This is a genomic window from Paracoccus pantotrophus (genome assembly GCF_008824185.1).
GTDB classification, from domain to species: Bacteria; Pseudomonadota; Alphaproteobacteria; order Rhodobacterales; family Rhodobacteraceae; genus Paracoccus; species Paracoccus pantotrophus.
Genome location: NZ_CP044426.1, coordinates 95,111 through 117,577 on the forward strand (window position 1 = coordinate 95,111; position 22,467 = coordinate 117,577).

23 protein-coding genes are annotated in these 22,467 nt (G+C 68.7%); 13 read left to right on the plus strand and 10 right to left on the minus strand.

The annotated features are described in order from the left end of the window. The first annotated feature begins 71 nt into the window (after nt 1-71). From ESD82_RS10885 to ESD82_RS10895, 3 genes are read left to right on the plus strand one after another with little or no spacing between them, the layout of a single operon-like run. Nucleotides 72-1,424: a TldD/PmbA family protein gene (locus ESD82_RS10885; RefSeq protein ID WP_024842668.1), complete on the plus strand. Its 1,353-nt coding sequence runs from the start codon at nt 72-74 to the stop codon at nt 1,422-1,424. After that, nucleotides 1,411-2,232 carry a 3'(2'),5'-bisphosphate nucleotidase CysQ gene (locus ESD82_RS10890; protein ID WP_024842667.1) on the plus strand — a complete coding sequence of 274 codons (822 nt, stop codon included), beginning with the start codon at nt 1,411-1,413 and terminating at the stop codon, nt 2,230-2,232. Before ESD82_RS10885 ends, ESD82_RS10890 begins: the two co-directional genes overlap by 14 nt. Nucleotides 2,233-2,290: 58 nt before the next feature. Next, nucleotides 2,291-2,836: a flavin reductase family protein gene (locus ESD82_RS10895; protein WP_036747078.1), complete on the plus strand. Its 546-nt coding sequence runs from the start codon at nt 2,291-2,293 to the stop codon at nt 2,834-2,836. A gap of 6 nt (nt 2,837-2,842) precedes the next feature. Here the strand turns inward: ESD82_RS10895 and ESD82_RS10900 are convergent, their stop codons facing one another. The 6 genes from ESD82_RS10900 to ESD82_RS22190 all read right to left on the minus strand — a co-directional run bounded on the left by ESD82_RS10900 (nt 2,843) and on the right by ESD82_RS22190 (nt 7,454). After that, nucleotides 2,843-3,319 carry a DUF2867 domain-containing protein gene (locus ESD82_RS10900; RefSeq protein ID WP_024842665.1) on the minus strand — a complete coding sequence of 159 codons (477 nt, stop codon included), beginning with the start codon at nt 3,317-3,319 and terminating at the stop codon, nt 2,843-2,845. Between the two features lie 78 nt (nt 3,320-3,397). Further along, complete coding sequence (locus tag ESD82_RS10905) at nt 3,398-4,048, minus strand: PqiC family protein (RefSeq protein ID WP_024842664.1); 651 nt, start codon at nt 4,046-4,048, stop codon at nt 3,398-3,400. Nucleotide 4,049: 1 nt separating this feature from the next. Continuing rightward, nucleotides 4,050-6,116, minus strand: coding sequence for a PqiB family protein (locus ESD82_RS10910; protein WP_024842663.1), 2,067 nt, complete (start codon nt 6,114-6,116; stop codon nt 4,050-4,052). Then, on the minus strand, nt 6,113-6,772 hold the full coding sequence (locus ESD82_RS10915) for a paraquat-inducible protein A (protein ID WP_024842662.1): 660 nt from the start codon (nt 6,770-6,772) through the stop codon (nt 6,113-6,115). Before ESD82_RS10915 ends, ESD82_RS10910 begins: the two co-directional genes overlap by 4 nt. After that, nucleotides 6,769-7,209 (minus strand): paraquat-inducible protein A, encoded by a 441-nt coding sequence (locus ESD82_RS22185; protein ID WP_244314567.1) that lies wholly within the window; start codon nt 7,207-7,209, stop codon nt 6,769-6,771. The genes ESD82_RS10915 and ESD82_RS22185 overlap by 4 nt, the downstream gene beginning before the upstream one ends. Further along, nucleotides 7,146-7,454 carry a paraquat-inducible protein A gene (locus ESD82_RS22190; RefSeq protein WP_244314568.1) on the minus strand — a complete coding sequence of 103 codons (309 nt, stop codon included), beginning with the start codon at nt 7,452-7,454 and terminating at the stop codon, nt 7,146-7,148. The genes ESD82_RS22185 and ESD82_RS22190 overlap by 64 nt, the downstream gene beginning before the upstream one ends. 159 nt (nt 7,455-7,613) lie before the next feature. Here ESD82_RS22190 and ESD82_RS10925 point away from each other — a divergent pair, with 159 nt between their 5' ends. From ESD82_RS10925 to ESD82_RS10945, 5 genes are all read left to right on the plus strand, one after another. Continuing rightward, the gene (locus ESD82_RS10925; protein WP_024842660.1) at nt 7,614-8,414 is read left to right on the plus strand and encodes a flagellar motor protein MotB; all 801 of its coding nucleotides are present in this window, start codon (nt 7,614-7,616) and stop codon (nt 8,412-8,414) included. Nucleotides 8,415-8,500: 86 nt separating this feature from the next. Beyond that, nucleotides 8,501-9,841 (plus strand): flagellar hook protein FlgE, encoded by a 1,341-nt coding sequence (locus tag ESD82_RS10930; RefSeq protein ID WP_024842659.1) that lies wholly within the window; start codon nt 8,501-8,503, stop codon nt 9,839-9,841. A gap of 52 nt (nt 9,842-9,893) precedes the next feature. Beyond that, on the plus strand, nt 9,894-11,351 hold the full coding sequence (gene flgK / locus ESD82_RS10935; protein ID WP_028709776.1) for a flagellar hook-associated protein FlgK: 1,458 nt from the start codon (nt 9,894-9,896) through the stop codon (nt 11,349-11,351). Then, complete coding sequence (locus ESD82_RS10940) at nt 11,348-12,367, plus strand: flagellin N-terminal helical domain-containing protein (protein WP_024844048.1); 1,020 nt, start codon at nt 11,348-11,350, stop codon at nt 12,365-12,367. The genes flgK and ESD82_RS10940 overlap by 4 nt, the downstream gene beginning before the upstream one ends. After that, a complete protein-coding gene (locus ESD82_RS10945; protein ID WP_028709775.1) occupies nt 12,364-13,464 on the plus strand; it encodes a flagellar basal body P-ring protein FlgI in 1,101 nt (366 codons plus the stop codon). The genes ESD82_RS10940 and ESD82_RS10945 overlap by 4 nt, the downstream gene beginning before the upstream one ends. Before the next feature lie 96 nt (nt 13,465-13,560). On the opposite strand, the gene ESD82_RS10950 is transcribed toward ESD82_RS10945, so the two are convergent. After that, complete coding sequence (locus ESD82_RS10950) at nt 13,561-14,211, minus strand: carbonic anhydrase (RefSeq protein WP_024844046.1); 651 nt, start codon at nt 14,209-14,211, stop codon at nt 13,561-13,563. Between the two features lie 145 nt (nt 14,212-14,356). Here ESD82_RS10950 and ESD82_RS10955 point away from each other — a divergent pair, with 145 nt between their 5' ends. From ESD82_RS10955 to ESD82_RS10975, 5 genes are all read left to right on the plus strand, one after another. Further along, complete coding sequence (locus ESD82_RS10955; RefSeq protein ID WP_024844045.1) at nt 14,357-14,734, plus strand: hypothetical protein; 378 nt, start codon at nt 14,357-14,359, stop codon at nt 14,732-14,734. Between the two features lie 72 nt (nt 14,735-14,806). Next, nucleotides 14,807-16,204 carry a leucyl aminopeptidase family protein gene (locus tag ESD82_RS10960; RefSeq protein WP_024844044.1) on the plus strand — a complete coding sequence of 466 codons (1,398 nt, stop codon included), beginning with the start codon at nt 14,807-14,809 and terminating at the stop codon, nt 16,202-16,204. Continuing rightward, a complete protein-coding gene (locus ESD82_RS10965) occupies nt 16,201-17,052 on the plus strand; it encodes a C40 family peptidase (RefSeq protein WP_024844043.1) in 852 nt (283 codons plus the stop codon). The genes ESD82_RS10960 and ESD82_RS10965 overlap by 4 nt, the downstream gene beginning before the upstream one ends. A 24-nt stretch (nt 17,053-17,076) precedes the next feature. Continuing rightward, on the plus strand, nt 17,077-18,132 hold the full coding sequence (locus tag ESD82_RS10970) for a saccharopine dehydrogenase (protein WP_147428241.1): 1,056 nt from the start codon (nt 17,077-17,079) through the stop codon (nt 18,130-18,132). Nucleotides 18,133-18,200: 68 nt separating this feature from the next. Continuing rightward, on the plus strand, nt 18,201-19,388 hold the full coding sequence (locus tag ESD82_RS10975) for a PQQ-dependent sugar dehydrogenase (RefSeq protein WP_024844041.1): 1,188 nt from the start codon (nt 18,201-18,203) through the stop codon (nt 19,386-19,388). 182 nt (nt 19,389-19,570) lie between these two features. Here ESD82_RS10975 and ESD82_RS10980 read toward each other — a convergent pair whose 3' ends face one another. The 3 genes from ESD82_RS10980 to mutL form a co-directional block, all read right to left on the minus strand. Then, nucleotides 19,571-19,942 (minus strand): DUF3775 domain-containing protein, encoded by a 372-nt coding sequence (locus ESD82_RS10980; RefSeq protein WP_024844050.1) that lies wholly within the window; start codon nt 19,940-19,942, stop codon nt 19,571-19,573. Between the two features lie 48 nt (nt 19,943-19,990). Further along, nucleotides 19,991-20,368, minus strand: coding sequence for a hypothetical protein (locus ESD82_RS22195; RefSeq protein ID WP_231493188.1), 378 nt, complete (start codon nt 20,366-20,368; stop codon nt 19,991-19,993). Nucleotides 20,369-20,628: 260 nt separating this feature from the next. Next, on the minus strand, nt 20,629-22,440 hold the full coding sequence (mutL, locus tag ESD82_RS10990; protein WP_024844040.1) for a DNA mismatch repair endonuclease MutL: 1,812 nt from the start codon (nt 22,438-22,440) through the stop codon (nt 20,629-20,631). Nucleotides 22,441-22,467: the final 27 nt, after the last annotated feature.

Sequence of the window (22,467 nt, forward strand, 5' to 3'; positions counted from 1 at the left end):
CCTGACGGATCGCATTGCGGGGGCCGGGCGTTGGTGCCGCGGCCCCCGTGTCCTATTCCAAGGTGAACCGCATGTCCGAATACCATCGACTCGAGGCTTTGGCGCAGCAGCTTCTGGCGGCGGCGCGCAAGGCGGGCGCCGACCAGGCCGATGCCGTGGCGCTGGAGGCCGCCGCCGTCTCGGTCGATGTGCGCGCCGGGCATCTGGAACATGCCGAGCGCGCCGAGGGCGTCGAGATCGGGCTGCGCGTGCTGGTCGGCGGGCGGCAGGCCTGCGTCTCGGCCTCGGACCGCTCGGCCCGGACCATCGAGGAAATGGCGGTCCGCGCCGTCGCCATGGCGCGCGAGGCGCCGGTGGACGACACGCTGGGCCTGGCCGAGCCCGAGCAGCTGGCCCGCGACACCGACAGCGCCCGGCTGGACCTTTACGACCACGCGGCCGAGCCCACGCCAGAGCATTTGCGGGATCTGGCCTTGCGTGCCGAGGCGGCGGCGCTGGCGGTCGAGGGCGTGTCGACGGTCGAATCCGCCGGTGCCAGCCATTCGCAGCGCCGCATGTGGCTGGCGGCGACGAACGGCTTCTCGGCCGGCTACGGGCGCAGCGGCCACAGCCTGTCCACCGTCGCGATCACCGGCGAGGGGCTGGGGATGGAGCGCGACTGGGCCGGCGAAAGCCGGGTCCATGCCGCCGACCTGCCCGCACCCGAAGAGATCGGCCGGCTGGCCGCCGAACGTACCGTCGCCCGGCGCGGCGCGCGCAAGCCGCCGACCGGCGCCTTCCCGATCCTCTATGACGAGCGCGTGGCCTCGGGGCTGATCGGCCACCTGGTCGCGGCGGTGAACGGCGCCTCGGTGGCGCGCGGCGCCAGCTGGCTGCGCGATGCGCTGGGGGAACAGGTGCTGCCCAGGGGGTTCGCGCTGCGCGAGGATCCGCACCGGCCGCGTTATGGCTCTTCGCGCCTGTTCGACGGCGAGGGGCTGGCGACCGCGCCGCGGCTGATCGTGGCCGATGGCGTGTTGCAGGGCTGGACGCTGGACCTGGCCACGGCGCGCAAGCTGGGCATGGACTCGACCGCCAATGCCATGCGCGGTGCCGGCAGCCCGCCCTCGCCCGGCGTGACCAACCTGGAGCTGACCCCGGGCGACAAGACGCGGGACGAGCTGATCCGCGAGATGGGGCGCGGCTTGGTCGTGACCTCGATGCTGGGCGCCTCGATCAACGGCACCACCGGGGATTATTCGCGCGGCGCCGGCGGCTTCTGGGTCGAGAACGGCGAGATCGCCCATGCCGTCAACGAATGCACCATCGCTGGCAACCTGCGCGACATGCTGCTGCGCCTGACCGCCGCCAATGACCTGCCCGACTGGCGCTCGATGCGCGTGCCCAGCCTTCTGGTCGAAGGGATGACCGTTGCCGGCGAGTGACCTTGCGCTTCTGGAACAGGCCGCGCATGAGGCGGGCGAGATCGCGCTGCGCTATTGGCGGCGCGAGCCGCGGGTCTGGGACAAGGGCGACGGCGCCGGCCCGGTGACCGAGGCCGACCTGGCCGTCAACGCGCATCTGGAGCGCCTGCTGCGCAGGGCTCGTCCCGATTACGGCTGGCTGAGCGAGGAAAGCGCCGACGACCCGGCCCGGCTTCAGGCCGAGCATTGCTTCATCATCGACCCGATCGACGGCACTCGCGCCTTCATCGACGGGCAGGTCGGATTTTCCCATGCGCTGGCGATCACCCGCGGCGACCGGGTGGTGGCGGGCGTGGTGCATCTGCCGGCGCAGCGCACCACCTATGCCGCCTCGGCCGATGGGCCGGCGCTGCGCGACGGCAAGCCCATTGCCCCCTCGGCGCAGGGGTTGCGCGGCGCCCGCGTGCTGACCAGCAAGGCGAGCCTCGATCCCGTGCATTGGCGGGGCGCGGCGCCGCCGGTCAAGCGCAGCTTCCGCCCCTCGCTGGCCTGGCGGCTGTGCCTGGTGGCGGACGGGCAGTTCGACGCCACGCTCTCCACACGCCCGGCCTGGGAATGGGACGTGGCGGCGGGCAGCCTGATCGCCGCCCGTGCCGGCTGCCTGGCCAGCGACCTGTCCGGCGCGCCGATGCGTTTCAACGCCGCCCGGCCGCTGACCGACGGGCTGGTGGTGGCGGCGCCGGCGCTGCACCGCCAGCTGATCGCCGCCATGACACCCCGGATGGCGATGCCCGGCGGTCGGGTTGATGCGCCGCCGCCCGCCGACTAAGAAGGGGAAAAAGGCCGGAACCGCTCTGGCCATGTCCCGCAGATGACAGGGCCCGCGCATGAGCCGTCTTCCCCCCGCGACCCGCGACCGGCTGGCCGACGAGATCACCTTTCATCCCGCCAATGCCGAGGCGCGGCTGCTGCGCGAGGCGCTGGGGCGTTTCGCCACCGGCGTCACCGTGGTGACCACCACCGGGCCCGAGGGACCGCTGGGCATGACGGTGAACAGCTTCTCCAGCGTTTCGCTGGAGCCGCCGCTGGTGCTGTGGTGCCCGGCCCGCGCCTCGGCCCGGCACGCGGCCTTTGCCGGGGCGGCGGCCTGGTCGGTGCATGTGCTGGGCGCGGAACAGCTGGAGACCTGCCTGCGCTTCACCCGCGGCGGCCGGCAGTTCGAGGGGCTGGAGAGCGTGCTGACCCCCGAGGGCGTGCCGGTCATTCCCGGCGTCGCGGCGCGCTTCGACTGCATGGCCCATGCCGCGCATGAAGCGGGCGACCATTCGGTGCTGATCGGGCGGGTGCTGCGGGTCACGGTGGCAGGCCCGGGCGATCATCCGCTGGTCTTCGCCGCCGGCCGCTTCGGCCAGTTCGAGCCGGATGCCGGCTAGGCCGGGCTAGCCGCGCATCAGCCGGCGCAGCATGGCGCGCACGATCAGCCGATGCGCCGGCCCCACCACCAGCATATAGGTCCGGCCGAAGCGATTATGCGTCACCACCGAGGAGGTGATCGCCAGCTCTGCCCCGTGGGTCGAGATGCAGGTCATCACGTCCAGATGCCGGTCGCGCTCGGCCAGCACCAGCAGGTTGGGCGCGGTATGCTCGACCAGAAAGAAGTCCAGCCGCTGACCGGCGCGCACGCTGTCGCTGGGCGCCTTGCCCAGCCCGCCGATGCGCCGCACGCCGAACCGCGCCGACACCGCGTCGCGAATGCGGAAGGCCAGGCCCAGCAGGGGCAAGGGGCGGCTGCGGATACGGTTCCATGCCTCCAGCGGGGTGATCGGCGCGGGCAGCAGCACCGTTTGCCGGTCGAGAAAGTCCAGCCGCCCGGGCGGCGCCAGCAGCGGCACCCCTTGGATCTGATCGGCCTGCATTTCACCTCCGCTGCCGGGATGGGCGCAGTCTAGGCGGGGGCGGGAAGGCGGAAAGCCGTCAAACTGTCGCAGCCGGGTTCAGCTGCCCTCCAGCGGCGGCAGCGGCTGCGAGAAGATGTCGTCGATCCGCGGCAGCGGTGCGGTGCTGGTGCGGATCGACCGGCCCGGCCCGGACAGCGTGGCGATCTGCCGGGCAAGCCGGGCGATGGCCTGCGACTGTGCGCGGGCGATGGCGGCGGGGTTCTGGTCGGCAAGCGGCACGGAAATGTCGAAGCCGCGCGCCTGGTTTGTGCCGCCCGCGCCCTCGTCAGCGACGAAATAGCGCCCGGTCAGGCGATAGCTGCCGTCGGCCTGGGCCAGCGCCTTTTCCACCCGCACCTCCAGCCGGCGACGCGGCGGTTCGGCCAGCGGCCATGGCTCGGCGATCACCGTGGCGCCCGAGAGATCCGAGATGCTGCGCGCCAGCGTCAGCGTGAAGGCGCGCTGCGGATCGTCGGCCCAGAGCTGTTTCGTGTTCGAGCGCACCGCCCCGTCCCCGGTCTGCCAGCTGACCTCACCGCCCGAGGCGTATTCCGGCAAGGACACGTCCTTCAGCTCCGCCGTGCCCAGCCGGTCGGGCACCCGTTCGCCCGTCATCGGCGGGTCGATCAGGTAGCGCGCGGTCTTTTCGCCGTTCGAGCAGGCGCCGAGCAGGGCGAGGCAGGCGGCGGAGGCAAGGATCAGGCGCATCTTATCGTCCCAGGATGAAGGCTTGCGGATTGCGTTCGATGGTCCGGGCCAGGCTGCCGAAGGCATTGGCGGCGCGGCGCATCTCGCGCATCAGGTTGATGGTCTCGTTGTTGAAGCTGGAGCGGTCGCCATAGGCGGCGATCACCGCATCGGCCCGCGCCGCCAGCGCCTCGAGCCGCGCGGAAAGCTGCGGCAGGCGTTTCGCCGCGTCCGAGACATCCTGCGCCGCCGTGCTGGCCGAGGCGAGCGCCGTGTTCAGGCTGCCCGCGGCATTGCCGTCGCGCAGGTCGTTGAGCAGGCCGGAGGCCGCCTTCAGCGTCTCGGACAGATCCCTGGGCAGCCGTTCGGCATCCTCGGTGCCCAGAAGCGCGCGCACGTCCCTGAGGATGCCCTCGGCCTCGGTGCCGATGGCGGCATAGTCCACCGCCTCGATCTTGACCGCGGCGGCGTCGATCTGGTCGACCATGGCCGGCACGTCGGCGGCGGCGAGCTTGACCGCCTCGGCCGCTGCCGCCGCCTCGTCCACCATGCGGCGCAGTTGGCCCACCGCGCCGGATTCGCGCAGCTCGGTGGTGACTTGCCGGATCTCGCCGGCGGCGGCCTGCGCGTCCTCCAGCGTGCCGCGCAGGGCGCCGGGGATGGCGCGGGTATCCTCGCTGCTGGCGATGGCGGTGACGCTGTTCATCATGTCGGTGACGGATTTCAGCGCCTCCTCGATCGGCAGGTTGCCGACGCGGGTCAGGAAGCCCTGTGCCGTCTCGGTGAAATCGGAGATCTCGCCGGGGACCGAGGGGATGAGCGGATAGGGATCGCCGGCGCGGTCCAGTTCGGCCGGCGTGGCATCGGGCAGTTCGACCAGCTCGACCTGCAGCGAAGTGCCGAAGAAACCGGCGCTGGCGACGCGCGCCCGCAGGCCGGCCCGGACCTGGCCGGCCAGGAAGTCCAGCGCCTGCTCGGGCGTGGTCTCGTCCGGCAGGCCCAGGCGGGCGGGGGTCAGGGCCAGCGTCACCTCTTGCTCGATATGCTCGCGCCCCTCGGCATCGGCGATCACGCGGGCGGCCAGATCGGTGACGCGGCCGACGGTCAAGCCCATGAACTGCACGTTGGCGCCGGTCTCCAGCCCCTTGACCGATTCGCCGATGCGCATGGTTAGCCGCAACGCCTGCGCCTCGTCGGCGAACAGGTTGGTGCGCGCCGTCGCCTCGTCGGGTTGCAGGGTAAAGACATGGCCGTCCTCGACCGGCCGCCCGCCCGAGGTCAGGGTGGCGAATTCCGCCCCGCCCTGCAGCACCGAGGCCAGCGAGTTCACGTTCAGCGACAGGCCCTGCGCCCCCAGCGATACCGAAAAGCCCGAGGTGTCCCAGAACACCGTGCTGGTGGTCAGCCGCGCGTCATGCGGCGCGGCGATGAAGACATCGGCCAGCACGCTTTCGTCGTCCTCGGACAGGCGCAGGTTCTGCATCTGCCCGACCGGCAGGCCGCGGAACATCACCGGCGCGCCCTCGGTCATGCCGCGCGAACGGTCGGTCGAAAGCACGATCCAGGTGCCCTTTTCGCCGAAGCTGGTCAGCGGCGGCCGGTCCAGCCCCTGGAAGCGGGTCTGCGGCTCGTCCGGCTTGTCGTCCCAGAAGCCCTCGACGAAGGCGCCGGTCAGCACGGTGTCCAGCCGCGAGATGCCCTGGGCCGAGACCTGGGGCCGCACGATCCAGAACTGCGATTCGCTGTCGATATAGGGGGCCAGATCCTTGTCCACCCGCATGTTCACCAGAACCTGCTGCAGATCCTCGGTGAAGCGCACCGATTCGACCTTGCCCACGGTGATCTCGCGGAATTTCAGCGCGGTTTCGCCCGGCGTGATCCCGGTCGCGTCCTTGAAGGCGACCGAGATCAGCGTGCCGCGTCCGGCGATCATGTTCCAGCCCACGCCCAGCGTCACCACCAGCGCCGCGATCGGCACCAGCCAGATCAGCGGCAGCCCGGTCCGCACGGCGCGGGCGGCGGGCTTGCGGACGGGTTCGGCGGGTTTCAGGGGGGCGTCGCTGCGCTCGGGCGAGGGCCTGTCGGTCATTCATGGTCCTTGCGGCTGCGCAGCGGAAGGCCGCGCCAGATCAATCTCGGGTCGAAGCTTTGCGCGGAAAGCATGGTGAAGGCAACCGACAGCGCAAAGGACACCGCGGCAGGCCCCGGATGGATCGAGGCGACGAAGCCCAGCTGCACCAGCGCCGACAGGATCGCCACCACGAAGACGTCGATCATCGACCAGCGGCCGATGAACTCGACCACCTCGTAAAGCGCCAGCCGCTTGTGCGCGGCCCTGACCGTCGCCGGCCGCCCCGCCACCAGCGCCAGCCAGGCGATGGCGACGAACTTGCCGACCGGCACCATGACCGAGGCGGCAAAGATCACCGCCGCGATGCCGTAATTGCCGTAATGCATCAGTTCGACCACGCCGCCCAGGATGGTGGATTCGCTGTTGCCGCGCAGCCCGCCGAAGGTCGAGGTCTTGAGCATCGGAAACAGGTTGGCCGGGATGTAGAAGATGAACCCCGCCGCCAGCCAGGCCCAGACCGCGTTCAGGCAGCGCCGGTCGGGCGGCACCAGCGCGCTGCCACAGCGGCGGCAGGTCGTCTCGGCCTCGGGCCAGGCCCGGCCGCAGCTGCGACAGCCGACCAGCCCGGCGCGATGCGCGGTCAGCACCGGGGCGTCTTGGGCGGGCGCGCTCATGCCCGCGGCTCCGGCACGATCTCGCGCCCGTCGGTGGCCATGCCGGCATCCTCGATGGCGTCCCAGATCGTCGCGGCGCTGGTAAAGGCGTTGCTGGCGGCGTTGACCAGGATCAGCCCGCAAAAGGCCCAGAAGGCCGGGCCGAAGCTGATGTTGGCCAAGCCCCCCACCTTGACCAGCGCGATGGCGGTGCCGATGACGAAGATCTCGGCCATAGACCAGGGCCGCAGCGCCTCGGACAGGCGAAAGGCCGGCACGGCATGGGCAAAGGGCCGGCGTTTCCGCGCCAGCGGCAGCAGCGTATAGACCAGAAGCAGCGCCCGCAGCACCGGCAGCCCCACGATCATGCCCAGCACCGCCACGGTCAGCGGCATCAGGGCGCCGTGCGAAAAGGCCAGCGCCACGCCGAAAAGCGAGGTCTGGTTGCCGAACCCCATGCGCGAGATTTCCAGGAACGGAAAGAACACCGCCCCACCATCAGCACCAGCGAGGCAAAGGACAGCGCGATGATCCGGGTGAAGGCGCCGGCGCGCGGGCTGGCCAGCAAGGTGTTGCAGCGCAGGCAGCGCGCGGTCTCGCCCGGCTCCAGCTCGCGCTCGACATGCAGCGCGTCGCAGCGCGGGCAGGCGGTCAGCCCGGCGCCGGTGGAGAGGTCGTATTCGCCTTCGGTCTGCATCGGCACAGAATATCCGCGCGCGGGGCCGGCGCAAGATGGCGCGGCTGCTCGCGGCTAGCCGGTCCCCGGCGGCGCCTGGGGGAAATAGGCGGCATTTGAGCGGTTAACTGGTATTTGGCGGCGCGGCGCGAGACCTTTCCCGGCAGGCAACGAAAGGAATGGTTCATGGCCGGGAACGGTGGCGGCGCCCCGATCATCATCAAGAAGGTTCAGGGCGTGTGCGAAGCCGGGCATCACGGCGGCGCCTGGAAGGTCGCCTATGCCGATTTCGTCACGGCGATGATGGCGTTTTTCCTGCTCATGTGGCTGCTGAACGCCACCACCGAAAAGCAGCGGCAGGGGCTGGCGGAGTATTTCAACCCGACGCTGATCCATTCGACCCGCAGCGGCCATGACGGGCCCTTCGGGGGCGAGGTGCAGGATGCCGAAACCGATTCGGGCCAGGGCGCCGGCGCCTCGCGCGACACGCTGGCCGCGCAGGCGCGCGAAGGCCGGGAAGCGGGTTTCGAGGAGATGGCCCGCCACGTCCAGGACCAGCTGACCGGCAGCGGCGCGGAATCCATGCAAAAGGTCAATCTGCTGCGCCATGTCGTGACCCGCATGACGGACGAGGGGCTGGTGATCGAGTTGACCGACCTGATGGACGAGCCGCTTTTCGTCGGCGACAGCGCCCAGCCGACCCCGGCGATGAAGGAACTGGCCGGCATCCTTGCGGGTGTGTTGGGGCGCATCAGGAACGAGGTCGCGCTGACCGGCCATGTCCGCGCCTATCCCGAGATGCTGATCCAGTCGCCGGTCTGGGCGCTGTCGGACGCCCGTGCCCATGCCCTGCGCAACCTGCTCGAGGGCTCGGGCTTCGACAGCGCGCGCATCCAGCGCGTCACCGCCTTCGCCGACCGGCGCAACCGGTCGGTGAACCCGATGGACCCCAACAACAACCGGATCGAAGTGATTTTACTGAGATGACCGGCCGGGCCGGGATGCCGTTAGCGGCATGTTAACCCCCGGCCGGCAAACTCCACGCAGAACGACTCAGACAGGGTGACAACAGAATGTCGATTTCATCTGCCCTCAGTGCCGGGGTGTCCGGGCTTGCCGCCAATTCCACGCGCCTGGCCAATATTTCCGACAATATCGCGAATTCCGGCACCTATGGCTACAAGCGGGTGGATACCAGTTTCGAAAGCATGGTGATCAACCAGGGCCGCGGCGGCGGGCTTTATACGGCCGGCGGCGTCCGCGCCTCGACCAGCCGGCTGGTGGACCAGCGCGGCAACCTGGTTCCCACCGCGCATCCGATGGACATCGCGATTTCCGGGCGCGGCATGCTGCCCGTGATCCATGCCGCCGCCCTGGCCTCGGGACCGGGCACGCAGCGCGAACTGGTGATGACGACGACCGGTTCGTTCCGCACCGACGATCAGGGGTATCTTCGCACCGGTTCGGGGCTGGTGCTGATGGGCTGGCCGGCCAATGCCGACGGCACGATTTCCAGCCAGCCGCGCGATTCTGCGACCGGCTTGCAGCCGATCCTGATCAATCCCAGCCAGACCGCGGCCGACCCGACGACGCGGATCAACCTGCGCGTGAACCTACCCGCCGACGACGCGGTCGCCGGCGCGGCCGGCGATGCCTGGGAAATGGAGGTCGAATATTTCGGCAACCTCGGCAATTCCGAAAGGATGGCGGTCAGCTTCACGCCCGAGGTGGCGGGCGCGGCCGGGACTCGCACGAACCGCTGGACGATGGAGATCCGCGATTCGGCCATCATCGACGATCCGGCTACCCCCGCCGACGACTCGCTGATCGGCGTCTACACGCTGGAGTTCCAGGGCGGCCAGTCCGGCGGCGGCACGCTTGCGGGCGTGACGACGGTCACGGGCGGCGCCTACAGCGCGGCAACCGGGCTTCTCACCGTCCCCGGCGCGAACGGACCGATGACCATCAACCTGGGCCGATATGGCGACAGCCAGGGGATCACCCAGCTCAGCGCCGGCTTCTCGCCGGCCAATGTGACCAAGAACGGCTCGCCTGTCGGGAACCTGACCGCGCTGGAGATCGACGAAAGTGGCCATCTTCGCGCCACCTATGACACCGGTTTCACGCGGACCCTGTATCAGGTGCCGCTGGTGGATGTTCCCAATCCGAACGGTCTGATCGCGATGGACAACCAGACCTACAAGATCTCGCCCCAATCCGGTGCGTTCTACCTGTGGGATGCCGGCGACGGTCCGACTGGCGCGATCGCCGGCTATGCGCGTGAGGCATCGACCACCGATGTCGCGGCCGAGTTGACCGATCTGATCCAGACCCAGCGCGCCTATACCTCGAACGCCAAGGTCATCCAGACCGTCGACGAGATGCTGCAGGAAACCGCCAATCTCAAGCGCTGACATTGGCCGGCGTGCTTCAGCCTGTCCCGCGCTCGGAAAACGGAGTTTGTAAATGAGCCTTTCATCCGCCATCTCCAATGCCGTTTCAGGGCTGACCGCGGCTTCGCGGGGCACGGAAGTCGTGTCCTCCAACATTGCGAACGCGCTGACGCCCGGCTACGGGCGCAGAGAGCTCGACCTGTCCTCGCGCCTGGCAGAACGCGGTGGCGGCGTGAGCATCGATGGCGTCAGCCGAACGGTCACGGCGGGGCTGATCGCCGACAATCGCCTGGCTCTGGCGGATGTCGGTTCAACCCGGACCGTGGCGGCCTTCCACGCCACCATGGAACAGGCCTTCGGCACCGGGACCGAGGCATCCTCGCTGGTCCAAACTCTCACCGACTTCGAATCCGCGCTGACCCGTGCGGCCGCAAGGCCCGACAGCGAAGCACGGCTGGCGACGGTGCTGGATACGGCCACGGTCCTGGCAAACAAGGTCAACGGCATTTCCGCCACCATCCAGGCCGAGCGTGGCAAGGCGGAACAGGCCATCAAGAATGACGTTTCGCGGTTGAACACCGCGCTTGAACAGGTGGCGAAACTGAATGCGCAGATCGTCACCGTAACCGCGCAGGGCAAGGATGCCTCGTCGCTGATGGATGCGCGACAGGCGATCATAGACAGCGTATCGGATATCGTGCCTATCAAGGAGGTACCGCGTGAAAATGGCCGGGTTGCCCTGTTCACATCCGGCGGCGCCATCCTGCTGGACGGCACCGAGCCGGCCAGGATCGGCTTCGACGCCGTCTCCGGCATCACTGTCGATATGACCGCGGCCAGCGGCGCGCTTTCTGCGCTGACGCTGAACGGCAAGCCACTTGGCGACCCGCAGAAAACCATGTGGAACGGCGGCAGTCTGGAAGCGAATTTTGTCATTCGCGACCAGATTGCCCCGGCTTACCAGCAGCAGATCGACGCTTTCGCCCGCGATCTATACGACAGGTTGTCCGATCCGGCGATCGACCCTTCCCTGAATCCAGGCGACCCAGGGCTGTTCACGGATTCCCAGGGCGCTTTCAGCTCTGCCGATGAAACCGGCTTCGCCAGCCGCATTGCGGTTAACCGGGCGGCAAACCCCGAAACGGGCGGACAACTTTGGCGGATCCGCGCGGGTATAAATGCGATCGACCCCGGCAGTTCGGGAGAAAGCGCGCTGCTTGATCGGCTCGGTATGGCAATTTCGACCACGCGTTCGCCGGCTTCGGCCAGCTTGTCCGACGCACCACGCGGCCTGCAGGGCCTTTCGGCAGACCTGTCTTCGGCTGTTGCAACGAATCGTATCCGAGCCGAAGCCAGCGCCATGCAAAGCAGCTCGCGTCAATCTGGTCTCCAATCGGCCCTTCTGGCGGAGGGGGTGGACAGCGACAAGGAAATGGAAAGCCTGCTCGCTTTGGAGCGTGCCTACGCCGCCAATGCCAAGGTCTTTCAGACCGCAAATGACATGCTGGATACTATCCTGAGGCTGACATGACCGCTTTTCATTCCATCGGCGATCTTTCCCGTTCCTATCAACTCCGCCTTGGGCAGCAGGGGCTGAAAGCCAGGCTGGACCGGCTGACCCAGGAAATGATGACCGGGGACAAATCGGATATTCCCAAGACGCTGGGCGGGGATCTGTCGGGGATCTCGCATATCGAATCCCGACTGAAGCTGCTGACCACGTTCCAGCAAAACGCATCGGAAGCGCAAACCCGGCTGGCCGGCATGCAGGCCGCGCTCGGGCAGATCCACGATGTCGTGGACGATCTCGGCCCCCGGTTGCTGACGGAGCCCAATATTCTGGACGAGCATGACCTGAGGGCGCGTGCCGACAGCATCAACCGGGATTTCCAGTCTATGCTTGCTACCCTGAACACCACCAGCGCCGGGCAACATCTTTTTGCAGGCAACCGGACCGACGGTCCGGCACTGACCGGTTTTGAAACGATCCTCGCGGAGCTGAATACCGCGGTCTCTGGCGCGACCACGGCGGCGGCTATCGCAAACCGTATCGACGCATGGTTCGCTGCGCCACAGGGGGCTGGGGGCTTTTCCGACACGGTCTACCGGGGTAGCGATAACGGCAGTACCCGGTTCTTGATTTCGCCCGATCATCGGATCGACAGCAATCTTTCGGCCAATTCGGTGGAACTGCGCGACACGCTCAAGGGAATGGCCATGATCGCCTATGCTTCGGAAGCCGGGCCGGCAATGGACGCAAAGACCTTGCGCGATCTTTTCTCCGAAGCCGGGGTCCGACTGGCCAAGGCAACGATCGGATTGACTGCTGCCCGCGCCGATCTGGGCCAACAACAAGCCGCCGTCACCCAGGCGCAGGCCAGAAACTCGGCCGAAACAACAACGCTATCCATCGCGCGCACGAACATGATCGGTGCCGACCCCGCTGAGACCGCCACTGCCTTGGAGGAAACAGAAGCAAAGATTCAAAGTCTCTATGCCATCACGGTTCGGCTTTCCCGTCTCAGCCTCGCGGACTACCTGTCATGAGGTTTTTATGCCTTCTGCTGATCCTGTTCGGCCTTGCCGCTCCCGGACTCGCAGCGCCGGTCCGGATCAAGGATCTGGCCAATATCGACGGCGTCCGGGGCAACGATCTGGTCGGTTATGGCCTTGTCGTCGGTCTGAGCGGTTCGGGCGACAGCTTGCGAAACTCGCCTTTTACCGAAGAGATCATGGCCGGATTGCTGGAACGACTGGGCGTTAATGTCACTGACGAAGCATTCCGGCCCAAGAACGTGGCGGCGGTGATCGTCACAGCGACCCTGCCGCCCTTTGCGCGTGCCGGTTCGCAGATCGATGTCAGCGTGGCCGCGATAGGCGATGCGAAAAGCCTGCTGGGTGGCACATTGGTCATGACGCCGCTGAGCGCGGCAGACGGCGAAATATACGCCGTAGCGCAAGGCTCGGTTCTGGCTGGAGGAACGGAAGCCTCCGGTGCAGCCGCCTCGGTCGTCCAAGGCGTGCCGACAACAGGAACCATCCCCTCGGGCGCGCGGGTGGAGCGGGAGGTGGCCTTCGATTTCTCGCAGATGACAAACCTGCGCCTGGCGTTGAGGAATCCCGATTTCACCACAGCAGCCCGCGTGGAGGCTGCGATCAATCGCACGCTGGGACGTGGACTGGCCGAGCTTGTCGATTCGGGAACCATCGTGATCGACTCGACCGTTTTGGGCCGGGTCAACCCGGCGCGGCTTATGGGACAGATCGAGAATATCACCGTCGAGCCCGAGACAGCCGCTCGCGTCGTCATCGATCACAAATCTGGCACTATTGTCATGGGCGAGGATGTGCGCATCTCGCGGGTGGCGGTTTCCCAGGGCAACTTGACCCTGCGGGTGCGGGAAACACCTGTCGTGTCGCAACCGAATCCCTTCTCTCCGGGAGAAACCGTGGTTCTGCCCAGGACGCAGGCCGAAATCACCCAGGAACCGGGGATCGGCTTTGCCGAAATATCCGGTGAATCATCCTTGTCCGAGGTGGTCGCGGGGCTCAACGCCCTGGGCATCAGGCCCCGCGACATGATTGATATCTTGAAGGCGGTTCATGCCGCTGGGGCGCTGCATGCCGAATTCATCGTGAACTGAACCGGAACAACCACTCGGCGCAGGGCCTTTGCGCTTCCGAGGCCGGACTTTCCCGGCCGCATCTGCAACCGGCCGATGTCGGTGCGACGGGCGGACTCAGATGACCGGCGTGAATCCCCCAGCCTGATGATCGTATTGTTCCAGCGTTCCCTCGGCGATGTCGTGCAAGACTCCGTGCAAGGACAGGTTCCCTGATTCGACTGCGGTTTTCACAAAGGGAAAGGTCATCAGGTTTTCAAGCGAAACCAGGACGGCCTGCCGTTCGAGCCCGCGAATCTGCTGTTCGGGCGGCAGCGTCGCCACGCGCTCGTAACCCGGTCGCAGGATGTCCATCCAGCGGCCGACAAAGCTGGATTTTTCCTCGAGCTCGGGCGCATGGCCGGAACACATGGCATGGCATCCCTGCACGCCGCCGCAATTGGTATGTCCCACCACGACCACATGGGCGACCTTGAGCGTGTTCACCGCATATTCGACCGCGGCCGAGGTTCCATGCTGCTCACCGTCCGGCGCATAGGGCGGAACCAGATTCGCGATGTTGCGGTGAATGAAGAACTCACCTGTATCCGCCCCGAAGATCGAGGTCACATGAACGCGCGAATCGCAACAGGCGATGACCATGGCGCGGGGATGCTGGCCGTCCTCGGCCAGGCGGCGATACCAGACACGATTTTCGACAAAGGCTGTGGCGCGCCAGCCGTGGTAGCGCTGGACCAGATACAGCGGCAGTGGACGTGCTTCTTTCATTCCTATCCTCATCTACCGATCGCAAGAGTGATAGCGGCTGAACCGATAAAGTTCGAGTGGTTTAGCGCGCGCTGTATAACCTTTTCTTGATGGATTGGTGCCAGCTTGCGCCTCGGCGCGACAGAAAGCCCAGATGGGAGCGGGAATGACGAAGATTGCAGTTCTGAGCATGGACGAGACCGTTCGGATCGACGTGCAAAGGCTTGAACAGATCGTTCGTGAACTGGGGGAACCCGCGGCGGGCCGGATTATCGGTGCGGCGCTGGAACAGCTTGCGCTTGCGCTCGGCCGCACGGTGGCAGCCTCGCAGCGGGGCGACCTGGGGGTCGTCGTCGCCAACGCCGACCAGCTTTCGCGATTGGCTTGGCAGGTCGGGCTCGTCACCCTGGCCGGTGTCGCCATAGATGTCGGCGCTTGCGCGGAACGCCAGGACGATCCGGCGCTTGCTGCCACCACCCGCAGGCTTGAGCGGATCGGCAACCGGTCGTTGACCCAGCTGTGGGATTCGCCGGAATCCCCTTGAACGAACGCGCCCTTGCAGCCCTTGGCCGGGGCGTTAGGGTGCCGCAAAGGACAGAAGGTCACGAAAATGCCGATGATACCCCGATTTGCCGATCCCGATGCCCCCTCGCTTCCGCTTTGGCTGGTCCGGTCGGGCGATGCCGGGCCGGATCTGCCCCCCGACATCGGCCCCCTGGCCGCGACCTGGGCCAAGGCGCAGGGTTTTGCGGCCAAGCCCGGCCAGGTTTGCCTGCTTCCCTTGCCGGATGGCGGGCTTGGCGGCGCGCTGTTCGGCCTTGGCCCCCAGCCCGCGGATCGCCCCGCGCGCGAACGCTTTGCGCTGGCGCGGGCGGCCGAGGTGCTGCCTGCCGGCAATTGGCATCTGGCGAATTTCCCCCAGGATTTCGATCTGGGCCTGGGCGCCCTGGGCTGGCTTTTCGCGCAGTATCGCTTTGACCGCTACAAGCGGATCGAGGCGCCCGGCGCCCGCCTTGTCTGTCCCGAGGGGCTGGACCGCGACCGGCTGATCGCCATGGCCGCGGGCGAGTATCTGGCGCGCGACCTGATCAACACCCCGGCCTCGGACATGGGGCCGGGCGAGCTGGAACAGGCGGCCCGCGACCTGGCCCTGCGGCATGGCGCCGGGATCGAGGTGATTGGCGGCGACGATCTGATCACTCGCAACTTTCCCATGATCCACGCCGTCGGCCGGGCCGGCGCGCAGCCCCCGCGGCTGATCGACATCCGCTTTCCGGGCGAGGGGCCGCGGCTGACGCTGGTCGGCAAGGGGGTCTGTTTCGATACCGGCGGGCTGGACATCAAGCCGGCCGCCTCGATGGCGCTGATGAAGAAGGACATGGGCGGCGCGGCCAATGTGCTGGGCCTGGCCGAGACCCTGGCCCGGCTGGGCCTGCATCGCGACATGCGGCTGCGCATTCTGATCCCGGCGGTGGAAAACGCCATTTCTGCCAATGCTTTCCGCCCCGGCGACATCCTGATCAGCCGCAAGGGCCTGACGGTCGAGGTCAACAATACCGATGCCGAGGGCCGGCTGGTGCTGGCCGATGCGCTGGCGCTGGCGGAGGAGGAGGCGCCGGAGTTGCTGGTGTCGATGGCGACGCTGACCGGCGCCGCCCGCGTGGCGCTTGGCCCCGAACTGCCGCCCTTCTTCTGCGACGACGACGCGCTGGCGGCCGCGATCCAGGGCGCTGGCCGGGCCCATGGCGACCCGGTCTGGCGCCTGCCCTTCTGGGAACCCTATGAGGCGATGATCGAGCCGGCCATCGCTGATCTGGACAATGCACCCTCGGGCGGGTTTGCCGGGGCGATCACTGCGGCGCTGTTCCTGCGCCGCTTTGCCGGTCGGGCGCGGGCCTATGCGCATTTCGACATCTATGGCTGGCAGCCAAGCGCCGCGCCTGGCCGGCCCAAGGGCGGGGCGGGCCAGGCCATGCGCGCCATCCTGCACGCCCTGCCGGAAATCCTGCGATGACCGCGCCTGCCGACCGCCGGCTGACCCCGGCGACCGAGCGGGTCGCGCTGGAATCCCTGCGCGGCATCCTGGAGCGTCCGGCCTATACCCCCGGGCAGCCGATGCGGTTGGCCGCGCCGCTGGCCGATCTGTGCCGCGCGCCCTGCGGCGCCCGCGACCGCCAGCTGAATTTCGGCGCCGACCTGGTGCAGCTGGAACAGGCCGAGGGCTGGGCCTTCGTGCAGGCGGCGGCCGACGGCTATTGTGGCTGGGTCCGGGCCGAGGGGTTGAGCCGGCAGATGCCGGCCATCACCCACCGGGTCAGCGCCCCGGCCACCCATGTCTATGCCGAGCCGGACATGAAAACCCCCGAGCAGATGCGGCTGTCGCTGGGCGCGCGGCTGACGGTCGTCGCCATGCGGGACGGTTTCGCCCGGCTGGCGCAGGGCGGCTGGGTGCCGGCGCAGCATATCTCGGACCGGGCCGAGCGCGACCCCGCCGCGGTGGCCGAGCGTTTCCTGGGCACGCCCTATCTGTGGGGGGGCAACAGCCGCTGCGGCATCGACTGCTCGGGCCTGGCGCAGGCTGCGCTGGCGGCCTGCGCCGTGCCCTGTCCGGGCGACAGCGACATGCAGGAAGCCGCTTTTCCCCCGGCCGACGGCGCGATCCGCCGCAACGACCTGCTGTTCTGGCCCGGCCACGTCGCCCTGGCGCTGGACGGCGAGCGCATGATCCATGCCACCGCCTTCGCCATGGCGGTGATCGTCGAGCCCATAGCCCAGGCCGTCACCCGCATCGACGCGGCCGGACAGGGACCGTTCCGCGGCGCCAGGCGGCCCTCGCTTGCCGTGCAGGCGCCATTTCCCTAGCCTCGACCGGAAAGGAGGGTGCGTATGGTTCATCTCTGGGTCCGCGCGGAAAGCCGCGCCAATGAACAGCGGGTCGGCATCACCCCGGCAGGCGTGGGCGAGTTGATCGCGCAGGGCTTTCGCGTCACGGTCGAGGAAAGCCCGCATCGTGTCCTGCCCGTCGCCGATTATGCCGCGGCCGGGGCCGAGATCGCGCCCGCGGCTTCATGGCCCGGCGCCCCGGCCGAGGCCATCGTCTTTGGCCTCAAGGAACTGCCCGAGGACGGCACGCCCCTGGCGCATCGCCACATCATGTTCGGCCATGCCTACAAGGGCCAGCCGGCCGGGCTGGCGCTGCTGCGCCGGTTTCGCGACGGCGGCGGCGCGCTCTATGACCTGGAATACCTGACCGACGAAAGCGGCCGGCGGCTGGCGGCCTTCGGCTATTGGGCCGGTTTCGCCGGGGCAGCGGTCTCGCTGAAGGCTTGGGCGGCGCAGCGGCGCGGCAGCCTCTGCGGGCCGGTCGCCGCCTGGCCCTCGCAAGAGGCGATGCTGGACGAGCTGCGGGCCGAGCTGGACGCGACCGGCGCGCCGCGGCCGCATGCCATCGTGGTGGGCGCGCTGGGGAGGGTGGGCAGCGGCGCTTCGGACCTGCTGGGCCGCATGGGGGTGCGGGTCACGAAATGGGACATGGCCGAGACGGCCGGCGGCGGCCCCTTCCCCGAGATCCTGGCGCATGAGCTGTTCGTCAATTGCATCCTGGCCGGGCCGCAGACCCCGGTTCTGGTGCCGCCCGAGGCGGTCGGGCCCGGCCGGGCGCTGACGGTGATCGGTGACGTCGCCTGCGATCCCTCCAGCGATTTCAACCCGGTCAAGGTCTATGATCGCGCGACCGACTGGCACCGGCCGGTGGTCCGTGTCGCCGCGCACCCGCCGCTGGACGTGATGGCGATCGACAACCTGCCCTCGCTCTTGCCGCGCGAAAGCGCGCTGGATTATGCCGGGCAGCTGTTGCCGGTTCTGAAGCGCCTCGACCGCATCGACGAGGGGGCTTGGGGCAGGGCAGTGGCGCTGTTCCGGGACCATCTGACCGCGCCTTGACCCCCGGCCGGGAACGCAAGCGGCGGCCGGGACGTTGGGCCGCAAACCCCAGTCAGACGGATGCGACCATGATGACGCGACCCGCCGCCATTGCCGCCAGCCTTGCCCTGTGCCTTGCCGCCCCGCCGGCGCTGGCCGAGCTGAACGACCGCCCGCCGAATGCCAGCGGGCAGAGCCCGGCCTTTCCGGGCCAGACCCGCGCCCCCGAGATCCGCCAGCAGATCCCCATGGCCCGGACCCCCTTGATCCGTGGGCTCAGCAATCCCTGGGGCATGGCGCTTTTGCCCGATGGCGGCCTGCTGATCACCGAACGCACCGGCACGCTGCGGCTGTACCGTGATGGCCAGCTGTCCCAGCCGATCCAGGGCATGCCCGAGGCCGATGCCCGCGGCCAGGGCGGGCTTCTGGACGTGGCGGTGGCCCCGGATTTTGACCGGACGCGGCAGGTCTGGTTCAGCTTTTCCGAGCCGCGCGGCAATGGCCGCAACGCCACCGCGGTCGGCACCGGTCGGCTGTCGGCCGATGGCACCGCGCTGGAAGAGATGCGGGTGATCTTCCGGCAGGAGCCGGCCTGGGATTCGACCCTGCATTTCGGCTCGCGCCTGGTCTTCGACCGGCAGGGCCAGCTGTTTGTCACCACCGGCGAACGCTCGCGCCCCGAGCCGCGGCAACTGGCGCAGGATCTGGGCACGCATCTGGGCAAGGTGCTGCGCATCGACCCCGTCACCGGTAGCCCCGCGCCCGGCAACCCGTTCAGAGACGGGCAGGCCCGGCCCGAAATCTGGTCCTGGGGCCATCGCAACATCCAGGCGGCGGCCTTGGACGGGCAGGGCCGGCTATGGACCGTCGAACACGGGCCGCAGGGCGGCGACGAGCTCAACCTGCCGCAGGCCGGGCGCAACTATGGCTGGCCGGTGATCACCTATGGTCAGGATTACAGCGGCGCCCCAATCGGCCGGGGCATCACCCAGCGCGAGGGGATGGAGCAGCCGGTCTATTACTGGGATCCGGTGATCGCGCCCAGCGGCATGCTGTTCTATCAGGGTGCCATGTTCCCGGAACTGCAAGGCGACGCGCTGATCGGCGGCTTGCAGGCCGGCGCGGTGGTGCGGCTGCGCATCGAGGGCGATCGCGTGACCGGAGAGCAGCGCCTGCTGGAAGGCATCGGCCGGGTGCGCGACATCGAACTGGCGCCGGACGGGGCGCTGCTGGTCCTGACCGATGCGGGCGAACTGATCCGGCTGGCGCGGGACTGACGGCGGGCGCGCCTTCGCAACCTGGCCAGGGCCCAGGCGCCCGATTGCCGGGCGGGGCGGCGACCGCCGGTCCCGGTCATGCGGCCGGACCGGGGCCGGGGAACCTGCGACCGCTTTCGCAGTCCTTGGCCGTCGCTGGTGTGGTGCGGAATCGCCGCTGTTCCTTGCCAGGGACCGGATGGCTAGACCGGGCGCTGCAACGCGTCCTCGGCATCTTCGGGCGAGATACCAAGCGCCTCCATCCCGGCTTCCAGATAGTCGGCCAGCTGCGGCTCGCCCATCAGGTAGTCCTCGGTGGGGGTACTGCGCTCGGCCTTGGCGGTCTCGATCGCCTCGTCCAGATCCTCGGGGCCGAAGGTGTCGCGGCCGATCCACATCACCGCGACCAGGCTGGCCTGCTCGTCCTCGTTCAGGCTGGCGATGAACTCGGCCAGCTCGGTCTGCGTGCCATGGCCCTTGCGATGCCCGCTATGCGCCCAGGGGTTGATGCCGCTGTCGTATTCGCGGGCGCGGATGATGACATGGGCGATCTTTTCGGGGCTGATTTCCAGCATGGCGGCACCTCCGGGACTATCCATTTGTCGCCCCGAGCGGCGCCGGGGTCAATCGGGATCGAAGCGATGGCTGAAGCGGGCGATGCCCTCGGCCGCGGCGCATGCGACGATGCCGGCCGTCTCGGCGTCCTTGGCCGCGCGCCAATCGCCATGGTCCGGGCGGTTCTCATGCGGCAGCCGGTGCGGGGAAAAGCCCAAGCGGGCCTCAAGCCGGGGCAGGTCGGCACTGAGATGTTCGAGCTTCGGGCAGGGCGCCGGGGATTCGCCCTGCGGTCCGGTCAGGTAAGGCCGCGTCGGGATCGACAGCCGCGCCTGCGTCATCGGGTCGCGCAGGAAATCGGCAAAGCCCGCCGCCTCGGCCGGCCGCACCGAGAGGGGCGCAAAGCCCCGCCCGCCCAGCCAGGAATGATCGCTCGGCGCCTGCACCCAGGGGGGGGCCGCACCAGGGTAAAGACCAGGCAATCCGCCAGGGCGGCTGGATCGACCGGGCCTTGAATATCGGCCATCGTCGAAGGCTCTGACAACCGCACGCGCGTGGCCAGGTTCTTGACGCGGCGGCGGTTGCGGCCCTTGGGCGTGTCGGATGGGATGATGTCATCCTTGCCCGACACGCATCTCCAACCCCAGCGCGGTGCCGCCGGTTTTCGAAATATGGACAAGGACATAGCGATGCCGGTGCGAGGCGATCATCGCCCGAAAAGCCGCTCGATATCCGCCAGCTTCAACTCGATCCAGGTCGGGCGGCCGTGGTTGCATTGGCCGGATTTCGGCACCCGCTCCATCTCGCGCAGAAGTGCGTTCATCTCCTCCGCCGACATGCGCCGGCCCGAGCGCACCGAGCCGTGGCAGGCCATCGAGGACAGCACCGCATCGACCCGCGCCCGCAGCCGGTCCGATGCGCCCTGATCGGCCAGGTCGTCCAGGATGTCGCGGATCAGCCGCCGGGCGTCCAGGCGCTGGATCAGCGCCGGCACCTCGCGCACCGCCACGGCGCCGCCGCCGAAGGGCTCGATCACCAGCCCCAGCGCGGCAAGATCCTCGGCGATGGCCAGGATGCTTTGGGCGTCGGATTCGGACAGCTCGACGATCTCGGGGATCAGCAGGGCCTGGCTGGCGATGCCGCTGGCATCAAGCTGCGCCTTCAGCCGCTCATAGACCAGCCGCTCATGCGCGGCATGCTGGTCGACGATGACGATGCCATCGGCGGTCTGGGCGATGATCCAGTTCTCGTGCAATTGCGCGCGGGCGGCGCCGAGCGGCGCCTCGACCGACGCTTCGGGCTCCGGCTCGACCCTTGCGGTCGGCGCCTCGGCGAAACCCGGCGCCTGAAAGGCCAGGCTGGCGGCGATGGCCGGGGCCGAGGGGCGGGCGGGGCCGTAATGCGCCTGATAGCGGCGCGGCGGCTCGGAAACGGGTTCCGCCCGCGCCACTCCCAGCGCCGCCGCGGCCACGGTGGACGAGCTGCGATGCCCCGCCCCCGCCAGCGCGTGACGCAAGGCAGAAACCACCAGCCCGCGGGCAATGCCGGGTTCGCGGAACCGGACCTCGGCCTTGGCAGGATGCACGTTCACGTCGACCTGGTGCGGGTCGCAGGCCAGAAACAGCACCGCTGCCGGATGCCGCCCCGAGGCCAGCACGTCCATATAGCCCGCCCGCAGCGCCCCGGTCAGCAGCTTGTCGCGCACCGGCCGGCCGTTGACGTAAAGATGCTGCGCCACCGCCGCGCCGCGCGAATAGGTCGGCAGCGCGGCAAAGCCGGTCAGGGTGATGCCGTCGCGCGTCGCGTCGATGGGCAGGGTGTTGTCGATGAACTCGCGACCCATGACGCGCGCGAGCCGGGTCTGCAGGGCGCCGAACAGCTCGCCCTGCTCGGCATCGGCGCGGAACAGCAACCGGCCCTCGTCCTCGTCGGTCAGGGTGAAGCCGACATAGGGTTCGGCCATGGCCAGGCGGCGGACGACCTCGGCCACGGCCTGGGTCTCGGCCCGGTCCGAGCGCAGGAATTTCAGCCGCGCCGGGGTGGCAAAGAACAGGTCGCGCAGCTCGACCACGGTGCCGCGATTGCCGGCGGCGGGCTTGACCGGGCCGATGCGCCCGCCCGTGACGGCGATCTGCGCGCCGTCATGGCCGGCGGCGCGGCTGGTGATCGACAGCCGGCCCACCGCGCCCAGGCTGGGCAGCGCCTCGCCGCGAAAGCCGAAGCTGCGGATGTCCAGCAGGTCGCTGCCGTCGATCTTGCTGGTCGCGTGCCGGGCCAGGGCCAGCGGCAGATCCTCGGCCGTCATGCCGCAGCCGTCGTCGCTGACGCGGATCAGCGCCTTGCCGCCCTTGGCGATGGCGATGTCCACCCGCGCGGCCCCGGCATCCAGCGCATTCTCGACCAGTTCCTTGACCGCCGAGGCCGGGCGCTCGACCACCTCGCCCGCCGCGATGCGGTTGGCGGCGGCCTCGTCCAGCTGCCGGATCACGGGGCGCATCTGGGGGTCGTGATTGTTCATGCCCCCAGATCTAGCATTTCCCGCTGC